This is a genomic window from Coprobacillus sp. AF33-1AC, from assembly GCF_003475785.1.
Taxonomy (GTDB): Bacteria; Bacillota_I; Bacilli_A; order Erysipelotrichales; family Coprobacillaceae; genus Faecalibacillus.
This window is the reverse complement of the sequence record NZ_QRQB01000004.1, coordinates 76,049-90,880: the sequence shown is the minus strand read 5'-3', so window position 1 is coordinate 90,880 and position 14,832 is coordinate 76,049. Positions and strand designations below refer to the sequence as shown.

General features: G+C 28.8%; 15 protein-coding genes and 1 other annotated feature. Of the genes, 14 read left to right on the top strand and 1 reads right to left on the bottom strand.

Translation table 11 applies throughout. The features are described from left to right. The first annotated feature begins 146 nt into the window (after positions 1 to 146). The 13 genes from mnmA to greA all read left to right on the top strand — a co-directional run bounded on the left by mnmA (position 147) and on the right by greA (position 13,790). A complete protein-coding gene (gene mnmA, locus DWZ53_RS02960) occupies positions 147 to 1,280 on the top strand; it encodes a tRNA 2-thiouridine(34) synthase MnmA (protein WP_118431857.1) in 1,134 nt (377 codons plus the stop codon). After that, positions 1,280 to 3,487, top strand: coding sequence for an ATP-dependent RecD-like DNA helicase (locus tag DWZ53_RS02955; RefSeq protein ID WP_118431855.1), 2,208 nt, complete (start codon positions 1,280 to 1,282; stop codon positions 3,485 to 3,487). The genes mnmA and DWZ53_RS02955 overlap by 1 nt, the downstream gene beginning before the upstream one ends. A gap of 162 nt (positions 3,488 to 3,649) precedes the next feature. After that, positions 3,650 to 3,841: a binding site (T-box leader), on the top strand. 39 nt (positions 3,842 to 3,880) lie between these two features. Next, complete coding sequence (alaS, locus tag DWZ53_RS02950; RefSeq protein ID WP_118431853.1) at positions 3,881 to 6,487, top strand: alanine--tRNA ligase; 2,607 nt, start codon at positions 3,881 to 3,883, stop codon at positions 6,485 to 6,487. A 56-nt stretch (positions 6,488 to 6,543) separates the two neighbouring features. After that, complete coding sequence (locus tag DWZ53_RS02945; RefSeq protein WP_118431851.1) at positions 6,544 to 6,798, top strand: IreB family regulatory phosphoprotein; 255 nt, start codon at positions 6,544 to 6,546, stop codon at positions 6,796 to 6,798. Beyond that, positions 6,798 to 7,217, top strand: a complete 420-nt coding sequence (gene ruvX / locus DWZ53_RS02940; protein WP_118431849.1) for a Holliday junction resolvase RuvX — start codon at positions 6,798 to 6,800, stop codon at positions 7,215 to 7,217. Before DWZ53_RS02945 ends, ruvX begins: the two co-directional genes overlap by 1 nt. Positions 7,218 to 7,227: 10 nt before the next feature. Next, complete coding sequence (locus tag DWZ53_RS02935) at positions 7,228 to 7,530, top strand: DUF1292 domain-containing protein (RefSeq protein ID WP_118431847.1); 303 nt, start codon at positions 7,228 to 7,230, stop codon at positions 7,528 to 7,530. 90 nt (positions 7,531 to 7,620) lie between these two features. Beyond that, a complete protein-coding gene (locus DWZ53_RS02930; RefSeq protein WP_118431845.1) occupies positions 7,621 to 8,712 on the top strand; it encodes a beta-propeller fold lactonase family protein in 1,092 nt (363 codons plus the stop codon). Positions 8,713 to 8,797: 85 nt separating this feature from the next. Then, positions 8,798 to 9,874 (top strand): endolytic transglycosylase MltG, encoded by a 1,077-nt coding sequence (gene mltG / locus DWZ53_RS02925; protein WP_158568166.1) that lies wholly within the window; start codon positions 8,798 to 8,800, stop codon positions 9,872 to 9,874. 1 nt (position 9,875) lies between these two features. Continuing rightward, complete coding sequence (locus DWZ53_RS02920; protein WP_118431841.1) at positions 9,876 to 10,469, top strand: O-methyltransferase; 594 nt, start codon at positions 9,876 to 9,878, stop codon at positions 10,467 to 10,469. Positions 10,470 to 10,471: 2 nt separating this feature from the next. Continuing rightward, complete coding sequence (locus DWZ53_RS02915) at positions 10,472 to 11,407, top strand: peptidase U32 family protein (RefSeq protein WP_118431839.1); 936 nt, start codon at positions 10,472 to 10,474, stop codon at positions 11,405 to 11,407. Beyond that, positions 11,391 to 12,632, top strand: a complete 1,242-nt coding sequence (locus DWZ53_RS02910) for a U32 family peptidase (protein WP_118431837.1) — start codon at positions 11,391 to 11,393, stop codon at positions 12,630 to 12,632. The genes DWZ53_RS02915 and DWZ53_RS02910 overlap by 17 nt, the downstream gene beginning before the upstream one ends. Further along, complete coding sequence (gene udk, locus DWZ53_RS02905; protein ID WP_118431835.1) at positions 12,629 to 13,252, top strand: uridine kinase; 624 nt, start codon at positions 12,629 to 12,631, stop codon at positions 13,250 to 13,252. The genes DWZ53_RS02910 and udk overlap by 4 nt, the downstream gene beginning before the upstream one ends. Before the next feature lie 52 nt (positions 13,253 to 13,304). Beyond that, the gene (gene greA / locus DWZ53_RS02900; RefSeq protein ID WP_118431834.1) at positions 13,305 to 13,790 is read left to right on the top strand and encodes a transcription elongation factor GreA; all 486 of its coding nucleotides are present in this window, start codon (positions 13,305 to 13,307) and stop codon (positions 13,788 to 13,790) included. A gap of 9 nt (positions 13,791 to 13,799) precedes the next feature. Here greA and DWZ53_RS02895 read toward each other — a convergent pair whose 3' ends face one another. Further along, complete coding sequence (locus DWZ53_RS02895) at positions 13,800 to 14,150, bottom strand: hypothetical protein (protein ID WP_118431832.1); 351 nt, start codon at positions 14,148 to 14,150, stop codon at positions 13,800 to 13,802. Between the two features lie 55 nt (positions 14,151 to 14,205). Here DWZ53_RS02895 and DWZ53_RS02890 point away from each other — a divergent pair, with 55 nt between their 5' ends. Next, positions 14,206 to 14,832, top strand: coding sequence for a DUF421 domain-containing protein (locus DWZ53_RS02890; protein WP_118431830.1), 627 nt, complete (start codon positions 14,206 to 14,208; stop codon positions 14,830 to 14,832).

Below are 14,832 nucleotides of genomic sequence, written 5' to 3'. Positions count from 1 at the left end.
ACTATTTTTGTTTAAAACTAAAATATCAGATTATTTTAAATACTCTTTATTAGCAATTAAGCTTTTTATATTTATAGGCATAATCGCTAGTATTTCTGATTAAACATGATATAATAGTAAAGCAAAAAAGGATGAGGAGGAATAATATGGCAAAGAGAGTTGTACTTGGTTTAAGTGGCGGTGTGGATTCAGCAGTAGCAGCTTATTTATTGAAAAAACAAGGATATGAAGTTATTGGTGTTTTTATGCGTAATTGGGATAGTCAATTAAATAATGATATTTTAGGTAATCCTACTAATAACGATGATGTATGCCCTCAAGAAAAAGATTATAATGACGCTAAAGCTGTTGCTAAATGCTTAGGTATTCCGATTAAAAGAGTCGACTTTATCAAAGAATATTGGGATAATGTATTTACATACTTTATTGAAGAATACAAAAAAGGAAGAACACCAAACCCTGATATTTTATGCAATAAACATATTAAGTTTAAAGCTTTTTTAGAATATGCTCAAATGCTAGATGCTGATTATATTGCAACGGGGCATTATGCTCGTATTGTTCATCATGATGGACAAGATTCAATTATGTTAAAAGGTGTAGATCATAATAAAGATCAAACTTATTTCTTGTGTCAACTTAATCAAAAACAACTACAAGCTTCTTTATTCCCGCTAGGTGATTTAGAAAAAAGTGAAGTTAGAAAAATTGCAGAAGAACTTGATTTGCCTGTTGCTCATAAAAAGGACAGTACGGGAATTTGTTTTATTGGTGAACGTGATTTTAAAGAGTTCTTGCAAAATTATATTCCTGCTAAACCTGGAAAAATGGTAGATATCCAGACAGGAAAAGTGATAGGAGATCACATTGGTATTATGTATTATACAATTGGACAACGAAAGGGATTAGGCATTGGTGGGGCTGGTGATGCTTGGTTTGTTATTGGAAAAGATTATGATAAAAATGTACTTTATATTTGTCAGGGTGATCAAAATGATTGGTTGATGTCTGATGGAGCTTTGATTACAGATGTTAACTGGATGCCTTCTTCAAAACCTCAAGGTAGTATTCATTGTCAAGCTAAATTTAGATATAGACAAAAAGATAATCCTATTACACTAGAATTTATTGATGAAAATACTGTTAAACTTCACTTTGATCAACTTGTAAAATCAGTTACTCCTGGACAAGCTGCTGTCTTCTATGATGGTGATGTTTGTTTAGGTGGTGGTACAATTGAAAAAGTATATAAAGATGGAAAAGAGATAGAGTATCTATAATGATTAAATATACAGGATTTATTAGACAGGTTCGCTTTTATAGCGAATCTTCTTATTATATTGTGGCAGTTGTTGAATGTGAGGAAGAAGAACATTGGTTTACTTTAAATGGCTATATGAGTCAATTTAATGATTATGATAAATACTGTTTTTATGGAGATTGGCAAATTCATCCTAAATATGGTAAACAATTTAAAATGGAACGGTATGAGGTTGTACTAAGTGATGATAAAGAGGAAATTGTTAAATATTTATCTAGTCCTTTATTTAAAGGAGTAGGTAAGGTTTTAGCGGGTCATATTGTTGATACATTAGGTAAAGATTGTTTACAAAAAATTATCGATGATAAGCATTGTTTAGATCAAGTGAAGTCCATGACGGAGCTTAAAAGAGAAACGATTTATCAAGTTTTATCAAGTCAAAACTTTGACCAAGAAGTGACTGCTTTTTTTATGGGACATGGAATTAGTTTGAAAAATTTAGGTCTTATTCAGGCAAAATATAAAGATAAAACACTTGAGGTTTTACAAAATAATCCTTATCAATTGATTGAAGATATCGACGGTATTGGTTTTAAAACAGCAGATGAACTGGCTTTAAAAATTGGAGGATCTCCTGAAGATCCCCATCGTATTAAAGCGGCTATTATTTATAGTATTAAACAAATTGGTTTTTCTACAGGAAGTACTTATGTTTCACTTGGCGAAATAAAAAAAATGATGAATCAATTAATTTTTCAAATTGATGATCAATTTGAAAAATACTTAGATGAGTTAATAGAAGAAGAAAAAGTAATCTTAGAAGATAACCGATACTATTATTATGAAATGTATCAAGCTGAAAAACTCATAGCATCATTTATCCAGCAAATTTTGCATATTCCTGATGATATTTACGACCAAAACGAAGTTGATCAATTTATAGAAAATAAAGAAAAACAATATGGAATTCAATATGCTAAAAAGCAAAAAGAAGCTATTAATCACTTTTTAAAATATCCTTTTATGATTTTAACTGGTGGACCAGGAACGGGGAAAACAACGATTGTTAAATTGATTTTAGATGTTTATCATCAACTGTATCCTCAAGAAAAAATAGGTCTTGTTGCACCGACAGGAAGAGCTTCAAAACGGTTAAGCGAATTAACTGGATTAGAAGCCTGTACAATTCATCGTGAATTGAAATGGGATTTACATTCTAATACTTTTGCAATGGATCATAGTCATCCTTTGGATTATGATGTTTTAATTGTTGATGAGTTTTCGATGGTTGATTGTTTACTTCTAAGTAAATTATTAGATGCTTCAAATAAAATTCATAAATTACTATTCATTGGTGACTATCATCAATTACCTTCAGTAGCACCAGGAAATGTATTAAAAGATTTAATTCAATTAGACTTACATGTCATTGAATTAGATGAAATATTTAGACAGTCAAAAGATTCTGGAATTATTCAATTAGCGCATAGTATCATTCACAATCAATTATTAGATTTGTCTTTGTTTGAAAATTATTCGGATATTCATTTTTTTAAAAGCACAAATTATGATATGGTAAAGAATGTTACTACAATTGTAAAAAAAGCCATTAAAGAGGGTTATGACATCTATGATATTCAGGTTCTTGCGCCGATGTATCAGGGTGTGGCAGGAATAGACGCTTTAAATGATGCATTACAAGAAGTATTTAACCCTGCAAATGAAAATCAGCTAGAATATAAAGTCGGTCGTAGAATTTTTAGAGTAGGCGACAAAATTTTACAATTAAAAAATAGACCTGAAGATGATGTGTATAATGGTGATATTGGTATCTTAATTGATATTTGTAAAAAAGATAATATGGAGTATTTAGAAGATACACTTATTGTTGATTATGATGGAAGAATTGTTATGTATACATCAAAAGATTTTTATACAATTACACTTGCTTATTGTATGTCTATTCATAAATCACAAGGCAGTGAATTTAAAATTGTGATTATGTCAGTATTAAATGATTATTCAATTATGTTAAAAAGAAATTTATTATATACGGCATTAACAAGAGCAAAACAGTCATTGTTTATTTTAGGTGATCCACAAGCTTTTATACGAGGAATTCAATACGATTATGATGAAAGAAGAAAGACATCACTTATTCAACAATTTCAAAATAATCAAACTCTTAATTTGTATGATTTTATGGATGATGACCATACTAAATAGAGGTGATTATATGAAAAGAAATAATTTAGTTATGGCATTAACAATTGTTTCACTTGCTATTTTGTTTAGTGAGACAAATTGTGGTTGCCAAATGATGGAAACAATTAAAGAAAAGATGTAGTGTTTCATATTGAAAACATTTGTTAATTCATGTATAATGCAGTTAAATCGTTGAAAAAGATAAGTACTATTTTTAATTCTTAAGAGAAATTGTGGTTGGTGCAAACAATTGGATGAAAAATAGGAAAGCTACTTTTGAGAGTAACTAATCATTACCGTGAAACTGCGTTAAGGTTAAATTAAGGGCATGTATATCATGAACTAGGATGGTACCGCGATAAAGTCGTTCCTAGAATAGGACGACTTTTTATATTGTCAAAAAGGAGAAAAAGAATGAAACAATTAACAGGAAATCAAGTAAGACAAATGTTTTTGGATTATTTTAAATCAAAAGGACACATGATTGAACCAGGTGCATCATTAATTCCTCATAATGATCCAACTTTATTATGGATTAATGCAGGTGTTGCAGCTTTAAAAAAATATTTTGATGGTTCAGAAAAACCAGCATGTAATCGTATTGCCAATGCACAAAAATCAATTCGTACTAATGATATTGAAAATGTTGGAAAAACTGCTAGACATCATACTTTCTTTGAAATGTTAGGTAACTTTTCAATTGGTGATTATTTTAAAAAAGAAGCGATTCCTTTTGCTTGGGAATTTTTAACAAGTCCAGAATATATTGGATTTGATAAAGACAAATTATACGTAACTGTATATACAGATGATGAAGAAGCATATCGTATTTGGACCGAAGTTTGTCATGTTGATCCAAGTCATATTTTAAAAACATATGAAAACTTTTGGGAAATCGGAGAAGGACCAGGAGGTCCTGATTCAGAAATTTTCTATGACCGTGGGGAAAAATATGATCCTGAAGGATTAGGAGAAAAATTATTCTTTGAAGAAATGGAAAATGATCGATATATTGAAGTATGGAATATCGTATTTTCACAATATGATTGTAATCCTGCTATTGATCGTAAAGATTACAAAGAATTACCACAAAAGAATATTGATACAGGTATGGGATTAGAAAGATTGGTAAGTATTATTCAAGGTGGAGAAACAAACTTTGATACAGATTTATTTTTACCAATTATTCATGCTACTGAAAAATTAGCCAATGTTTCTTATGAAGAAAATAAAATGGCTTATCGTGTTATCGCTGATCATATTCGTACTGTTACTTTTGCTTTAGCTGATGGCGCTATGTTTGATAATGCTGGTAGAGGATACGTTTTACGTCGTATTTTAAGAAGAGCTGTTCGTTATGGAAAACAAATTGGTATTGAAAAAGCATTTATGTATAATTTAGTACCAATGGTAAGCGATATGATGAAAGACTTTTATGACTATTTACCAGAAAAAGTTGATTTTATTAGTACAATGGTAAAAAAAGAAGAAGAAGCATTCCATAAGACATTATTAAATGGTGAAAAATTATTAAAAACATTAATTGATAAAAATGAAAATGGTGTTATTAGTGGTAAAGATGCATTTAAACTTTATGATACTTATGGTTTCCCATATGAATTAACATTAGAAATTGCTGAAGAATCAAATTTAACTGTAGATGAAAAAGCGTTTAGAGAAGAATTAAAAATTCAGCAAGAAAGATCACGTGCTTCAAGAGGAGATAATGAATCTATGACAAGTCAAAAACCAGATTTGATGGCTTTTGATTTACCATCATCATTTACATATGATCCTTCACCAGTTAAAGCAGTAGTTATAGGTTTATTTAAAGATGGAGTGAAAACAGATAAGATTGATGATTATGGTGAAGTTATTTTTGATAATACAACATTCTATGCAGAAATGGGTGGACAATGCGCTGATACAGGATATATTGAAAATAATACAACAAAGGCAGATGTTGTTAATGTATTAAAAGCACCGAATAAACAACATATGCATTTTGTAAAATTATCATCAGGTTCTATTCAAATGGGAGATGTTTTCACATTAAATGTAGACCAACAAAAACGTCGTCAAATTACAGCAAATCATAGTGCTACACATATTTTACAAAAAGCACTTCAAGAATTATTAGGTGATCATATTAGTCAAGCTGGTTCTTATGTAGATGAAAAAGTATTAAGATTTGACTTTACTCATTTTGAAAAGATTTCAAATGAGTTATTACAGAAAATTGAAGAAAAAGTTAATCAAATTATTTTTGAGGGAAGAACTGTAAAAATTCAAAATATGTCAAAAGAAGAAGCTTTACAAACAGGTGCCATGGCTTTATTTGATGAAAAATATGGTGATGTTGTTCGTGTTGTCAATATTGGTGATTACTCTGTGGAATTATGTGGTGGATGTCATGTTGCAAATAGTTCAGAAATTGGTCTATTTAAGATTATAAGTGAAGAATCTGTAGGAAGTGGAATTCGTCGTATAGTTGCTAGAAGTGGTTTGGTTGCTTATCAAGATATGGTTCATGAAAAAGAAACAGTAGATCAAATTAGTAGTATATTAAACTTAAAAAATAGAAAAGACGTAATTAATAAAGTTGAGGCATTAAACCAAGACTTAAAAGATAGTAAACGTGAAATTGAACAATTAACATCTAAATTAAATGCAATGCAAGCAGCTTCTAAAGCTAACGATATCGAAGAAATTAATGGTGTAAAAGTTTTATTTGTTGAAGAAACATTAGAAAATGCAAAAGCTAAACAACTTGCATTTGATTTAAGAGATAAGATGGAAGAAGGAATTGTGGTTCTATTATCAAAATATGAAGATAAATGTTCTTATTTTGTAGCAGTAAGTAAAAATCTTACAAATCAGTATAAAGCAGGAATGATTGTCAAAGCCATTAATGAAGTTGTAGATGGTCGTGGTGGAGGTAAACCAGATTTTGCTCAAGGTGGTTGTCCAGTCAACGATAAGTTAGGACTCGTTCATGATGCACTTAAAAACATTTTGTAATTTAAAATGAAATAGTGTAAAATAAATATTAGAACGAAGATAGGATGGTGATTTAGATGAGTGATATGACAAAAACAAAAGTATTTAGTTCTGAAGATATGCGTAGAGAGATGATTCGAACAAATTTGGAAACTGTTATTCAAGCTCTAAATGAAAGAGGGTACAATGCAGTTCATCAAATTGCAGGATATTTAATATCTAATGATCCAGCTTATATTTCTAGTCATAAAAATGCACGTAATATTATTCAACAAATAGAACGTGACGAAATTATTGAAGAACTAGTTAAGTCTTATTTGGAGAAAAAATAATGAAAAAAATATTAGGACTTGATTTAGGATCAAGAACTTGTGGTATAGCTATGTCTGATATTCTTGGCATGATTGCTCATGGTGTTGAAACGTATCGTTTTAAAGAAAACCACTATGATGAACCAGCAAAATATGTAGCAAAGTTAGTCAAAGAAAATGATATTGATACCATTGTTCTTGGTTTGCCTAAACATATGAATGGAGATGTGGGTATTCGTGGAGAAATCTCTATTCAATTCAAAGAGAAACTAGAAAGCATGATTGATGGGATTCAAGTTATTTTGGTAGATGAAAGATTAACAACTAAAGTGGCTGAAAGTCAACTCATTTTTGCAGATGTTTCAAGAAAAAAAAGAAAGAAAGTTATTGATAAAATGGCTGCAGTAGCTATTTTACAAGGATATTTAGATAGTAAGTAGAAAGGATATTATGGAAGCAAATAAAATTCAGGTCGTTGATGACCAAGGAAATGAAATTGAATTCGAAGTTTTGTTTACTTTTACAAGTGATGAAACAGGGAAACAATATGTTTTATATTATGATCCATCTTTAGATGAACCAAGTGTTTTTGCGTCAATTTATAGTGATGATGGACAATTATTTGATGTAGAAACTCCAGAAGAATGGGATATGATTGAAGAAGTATTCCAATCATTCGTTGCAGAAGAAGAAAGTGATGAAACTGAATACTGTGATGGCGATGAAGATGAAGATTGTTTGGGTGATAACTAAAACAAGAATTATGTAAAAAGCTAATTTAATTAGCTTTTTTTAATAAAACGTTCATATTTATTTGTTAAATTAATAATTGAGGTGAAAATAATGTCAATATTTAGTATTTTTGGAAAGAAAAGAAAAACAAAAGGATTTTTTGTAAATTCATATGGAAATGATAAAACTCGTGGTTTATATACATTCCATATTGATATAGATAACGGTGAATTATTATATAAGAAATATTTTAAAACTCCAAGTGATCCAATTTACAGTTTTAATTATGGGCGTTTTACTTGTGTAACTTATAAAAATAGTTCGGGGACAATTGCCGATGGTGGGGTGTGTTCTTACGCTGCTCGTGCTGAATCTTTAGGTTTAGCATCAAGACTAAGTAATAAAGGAAAAACATATATTCATGCTTGTACTAATGGTGATGATGAAACAGCAACACGTTTATTTTGTGTAGATTACTATAATGGTGAAGTTGTTGTTGCTAACTTTGTAAAAAGAAAACTGGTTAAATTTTTATCAACTTATAAATTAGAAGGACATGGTGTTAATCCAGAAAAACAATCTTTACCATATCCTACTTATGTTGGTTTAACACCTGATCAACAAAGATTATATGTGGTGGCTTTGGGATTAGATAAAGTATTGATGTTTAAAATTGAAGAAAATGGTTCATTGATTATGGATGAAGAACATACACTTGAACTTACTCCAGGATCAGGTCCTAAAAAGATGATTTTTAATGATGAAGGAACATACGCTTATGTTTTAAATGAACTAGCTAATACTATTTGTGTTTATCGTTATCAAGATTTACAATTTGAATTAGTTCAAACTGTTGATACATATCCTAAAGATGAAGAAGAATTAACTTCATATGCTGGTCAAATGAAAATCACGCCAGATGGTAAACATATGTATGTAACAAATAGAGGGCATGATTCGCTTGTATTATTTAATATATTAGAAGACGGAACATTACAATATATGGATTTTGCAGATACATCTCCTAATCCTACAGATATTGCATTCTTTGAAAATAAATGGATTGTTGTTTGTTGTCAAAAAGGTGGTATTTTAGAAAGCTATCAATATGTTCCTGAAAAGGGTGGCATGATTTTTGAAACGAAATACTCATATTTAGTTAATGAACCAGTATGCATTACACCATTTAAAACAAGTTATTAAAAGGCATGATATGCCTTTTTCTTTTGGTTGGATTTGTTGAATCTAATCTAAAAATAACTTATAATAATACCAAATGGAGGGTTTTATGAATACGTTAAAAGGTTTAAATAGAAGGGTAAGAATATTGATTATTTCAATATTTATTTGTGTTGTAGCGGCTTTAGGTTTTTTGGGCATGTATTTTCATGGTATTGGGGCAACATCATCTAAAAGTAAACAAGTTGTTGTTGAAATTCCTCATGGAAGTTCGGGAACAGAAGTTATTAATATATTAAATAAAAAAGGGTTAATTAATAGTCAAATGATGGCTAAGTTATATTTAAAAATGAATCATTTTCAATTCAAAAGTAACACATACCTTTTAAATAAAAATATGAATTTAAAAGAACAACTTACAATTATTGAAAAAGCACCAGCACAATATATTTCAACTGTTAAATTTACGGTTGTAGATGGTCAAACAGTTCCTGATTATGCAAGTGCTATTGCTAAAGTAACCAAACTAAATGAGGCTGATATTTTAGCAAAATGGGAAGATAAAACTTATTTAAAGCAACTTATTAATAAGTATTGGTTTTTATCTGATGAAATATTAAGCAATGATATTTATTTTCCATTAGAAGGATATTTATGGCCTGATACTTACCAACTAACAAAATCAGAAATGACAATAGATGGTATTACACAACTGATGTTGCAACAAACAAATAAAAAACTATCACCTTTTAAAAAACAAATAAATAGTTTTACTGATGGTAATCATCAATATACAATACATCAATTTTTAACTTTAGCGTCAATTGTGCAAAAAGAGTCTCCATCATCTAAAAAAGATCAACAAATTATAGCAGGAATTTTAATAAATCGTTTAAATAAACCAATGAAATTACAATGTGATACAACTGTCAATTATGCTAATCAGGTAACCAAAATAGCAGTTACTTATAAAGATTTAAATACTGATTCAAAATATAATACTTATTTATATGAAGGGTTACCAATAGGACCAATTTGTTCTCTATCACCTAAAACGATTCAGTCATTATTAAATTATCAAAAGAATGATTATTATTTTTTCTTTGCAACAAAGGATTCAAAGACTATTTATGCTAAAGACTATGATGAACATCAAAAAAATATAAATGAAAATAAGTGGTACTAATATGAAATATTTTAATGAAATAGAAAAAAATGCTTTACAAAGAAATATACCAGTCATGCAAAAAGAAGGGCTTGAAACAATGATACATATTTTTAATCAATATCATTGTCATACTTGTCTAGAAATAGGAAGTGCAATAGGATATTCTGCTATGATGATGGTAAGTAATATAACTGATTTTAAAGTTGAAACAATTGAATTAGATCAAGAACGTTATGAAGAAGCTGTTAATAATGTCACACAGCATCAATTACAAGACAAAATTTATTTGCATCATCATGATGCATTAGATTTAAATCTTCAAGAATTAAAAATAAAACAGTTTGATTGCTTATTTATTGACGCGGCTAAAGCCCAATATCAAAAATTTTTTGAAAAATATATGCCGTTAGTTAAACAAGATGGGATTTGTATTGTGGATAATTTAGATTTTCACGGTATGATTTTTGATATTGAACATATAAAAAACAGAAATACAAAACAACTTGTAAAGAAAATAAAAAGATTTAAAGATTGGATTTTTAATCATGATGATTATGATGTTGAGTATTACCAAGTTGGTGATGGTATTTGTGTCATTAAAAGAAAGGAATAGAAATGAAATTAATTGTAAATTTAAATAGTATTGATTATCTATATGATTATATTGAGATGGATGTCAATGATTTTGTTGTTGGAACACCTTATTTTTCTTGCAGACAAGCAATTAATTTAGAATATGATGAATTAGAACAATTAAAAGGGAAATATCCGCATATCCATTTATTTGTATTAGTGAATGCTTTAATTGAAGAACACAATGTAGAAGCATTGAAAATACACTTGTCTAAACTTAATAAGATTGGAATTGATGGTATTTTATATCAAGATTATGGTGTCTTAAATATTTGTTTAGATTGTCATTATGGATTTGAAAAGATTTATGCTCCAGATACTTTGAATACAAATCATCAAACGATTAATTTTTTAAAAACATTAGGTGTTGATGGTGCTTTTTTAGCGAGAGAAATTCCTTTAGAAGAAAAGAAAAAAATTGCTGAAAATGTTTCTTTAAAAACAATGGTACAGGCACATGGCGTTGAATATATGGCCTACTCTAAAAGACCATTACTTAGTAATTATAAAGAAATAACAGGTTTAGATTTTCCTGATGATAAAGATGCAAATCTTTATATCCAAGCTAATCAAGTTGATCAAAAATGTCATATTTATCAAGATAAGTTTGGTTGTCATATATTGAGTGAGCCCCAAATCTATACGTTAGATGTTTTAAATCATTTTACATGTTTTGATTATTTATTTATTGATGGTCAATATCTAGAAAAGATGACTTTATTAGAGGTTGTTCATTTATATGTTCAAGCTATTGAATCAATAAATAAAGGAAACTATTCAAAAGAATCTATTGAACTGACAAGACTTTTACATCAGCTTACACCAAATGTTCAGTATTATCATAGTTTTTTATTTGACTCAACAGTATATAAAATTTCAGATGTAAGGAAAAGAGAAGAAAATGAGAGAAGTAAGTAAAGTTGTTGATGGTAAGCGTGTTATTATAAAAAAGCCAGAATTATTGGCACCGGCAGGAAATCTTGAAAAATTAAAGGTAGCAATTTTGTATGGGGCTGATGCTGTTTTTGTTGGTGGTAAAGAGTTTTCATTACGTTCCAGTGCTTCTAATTTTTCACTTGAAGATATTAAAGAAGCTGTAGAATTTGCTCGTAATCATGATGCTCACATACACGTTACTTGTAATATTATTCTACATGAGGATAATCTAGAAGGAATTGAAAATTACTTAAAGAAATTAGATGAAATTGGTGTAACAGCGATTATTGTTGCTGATCCGTATATTATGATGATTGCTAAGAAACTTAATCTTAAATTAGAAGTACATGTTTCTACCCAGTTATCTTCTCTTAATAGTGAAGCAATAGCACTATTTGAAAGAATAAAAATGGATCGTGTGGTTTTAGGACGCGAAGTTTCTTATCAGGATTTAGATCAAATTAGAAAGAAAACAGATATTGATTTAGAATATTTTATTCATGGAGCAATGTGTATTCATTATTCAGGGCGTTGTATGTTATCAAATTATTTTTCAAGACGTGATGCTAATAGAGGTGGATGTTCACAATCATGTCGTTGGAATTATGATTTATTTAAAGATAATCAACAAATTAATGATAAGATTCCTTTTAGTATGTCTTCTAAAGATATGGCTTTAGTTAATCATATTCCGCAGTTAATTGAACTTGGAATTGATTCTTTTAAAATAGAAGGACGTATGAAATCATTGCATTACATTGCAACAGTCGTTTCAACATATCGTAAATTTATCGATGATTATTGTCAGGATCCAGATCATTTTGTTATGAGTGAAAAATACATGAATGAATTATTAAAGGCAGCAAATCGTGCTGTATGTACCGGATTTTTTAAGGAAATGCCAAATAGTCAGTATCAGCTATACGATCATCGTGATGAACATCCAACACAAGATTTTTGTATTCGAGTTTTAGATTATGATTCAAATACAAAACAAGCCATGATTGAACAAAGAAATTATTTTAAAAAGGGTGATCAAGTTGAATTCTTTTCACCTCACCATGACAATGTGATTTTTGAAATATCGGGATTATATAATGAAAATCATGAACCAATTGAAGTGGCTAATCATCCAATGGAAATATTATTTATTGATATTGATTATCCATTAGAAATACATGATATGGGAAGAAAGGTGACATTATGAAAAAACCAATTATTATAGGAATTGCAGGAGGAAGTGCTTCAGGAAAAACATCCATTGCTCATGCAATATACGAACATTTTAAAGAAACACAAACTACATGTATCATCAAGCAAGATGATTATTATAAAGATCAAACATACTTACCAATGGAAAAAAGAGTGCTTACCAATTATGATCATCCCTTAGCATTTGATACATCATTATTAGTTGAACATTTAAAATTATTAAAAGAAGGGAAATCAATTAGTAAACCTATATATGATTTTAAAGAACATAATCGTAGTCTTGAAACAGAAACGATTACACCAAGAGATGTTATTATTTTAGAGGGTTTATTTGTTTTGTATGAACCAACTATTAGAGACTTATGCGATATTTTGATTTATGTTGACACAGATAGTGATATTCGCTTTATGAGACGTTTGAAACGTGATATGGAAGAACGCGGACGAAGCTTACAATCAGTGTATCAACAATATCTTACAACAGTGAGGGAAATGCATAATCAATTTGTTGAACCATCAAAAAAATATGCTCATCTTATTATTCCAGAAGGTGGCGAAAACCAAGTGGCTATTGATTTATTGATTACAAAAATTACAAGTGTTATTCATCAATAATACTAGATATTTATATATGATTATGTTATATTATTAACTACGAGGTGACATTATGGAACAAGATAAAGTATTGCTTACGAAAAGCGGTGTTGAAAAACTTCAACAAGAAAGAGATAACTTAATTAATGTAGAAAGACCTAAAGTTATCGAAGAATTACAATTAGCTCGTTCACAAGGTGACTTATCTGAAAATGCTGATTATGATTCAGCTAGAGATAAACAAGCACAATTAGAACAAAGAATTAAAGAAATTGAATATATGCTTCAAAATGCAGAAATCATTTCTGAAGAACAAATGGATTTAAATATTGTTAAACCTGGTACAACAGTTACTTTATTAGATTTATCTGAAAAAGATGCTGAACCAGAAACATATACAATTGTAGGTTCTTTTGAAACTGATCCTGTAAATGGAAAAATTTCTAATGAATCCCCACTTGCTAAAGCAGTTATAGGTCATGGTATTAATGAAATTGTAACTGTTGGGGTTGCTAATGCTTATGATGTAAAAATCATTGATATTGAATTTAAACAATAAACAACATTTTTAATGTTGTTTTTTCTTTGCATAAATAAGAATAATATTTAAAAATAAAAATAAAAGCGGTTTTAAAAGTAATGAAAGATGCCAATGTTGAATAAATAATATACTTAATAATAAAGCATATATTAATGCAAAAATGCTTGCATTGATTAGTGCTTTTTCTTTATTTAATTTAAAAAAGATAAAACTAGCACTAATGATGATTAAGTAGCTTATCATACAAATTAAAAGATGATATGAATGGTAAGAAAATTGAATAAGAGACATCGCACCAGCAATAATAAGACTAGATAATAAATAAGAAATAAGAATAAAAAGAAATACTTTTATATAGGGAATAAACTGTTTTTTCATAATAACCTCCATAGTATACTTTATTAAAAAAAACAGTGATTAGAACGGAGAAGCTATGTTTCATACCATTTTTGTAAGTTTTTTTATTTATGTATATTTAACTATATTACTTAGATTATTTGGAAAAAAAGAATTTAGCCAATTAAATGTCTTTGATTTTGTTGTTTTTTTAATCATATCAGAAATTATGACAATGGGGTTAGACACTAAAAATATGACATTATATGATAGTGTTATTGCCACAGTAACCTTAATTATATTAGATCGTTTAGAATCATTTATGACAATGAAGTCTAAAAATTTAAGAGATATCTTTGAAGGAAGACCATGTTATATTATTTTAAATGGTAAAATTCAATATCAAAATATGAAGAAACTGAGATATAGTGTAGATGATTTATCACATCATTTAAGAGTACATGATATTGATAGTGTTTCTAAAGTGGCTTATGCTATTTTAGAAACAAATGGTTCTTTATCAATCATAAAAAAAGATGAATGTGATGTATTATTACCAGATACGCTGATTAGTGATGGGACAGTAAATGAAGAAGCATTACATTTAATTAATAAAGATATTTTATGGTTGAGGGATGAACTTACGAAACATCATATCTATACATTTGAAGAAGTTTTTTATTGTATTTTAGAAAAGGAGGGGCTTTATATTATAAAAAAATAG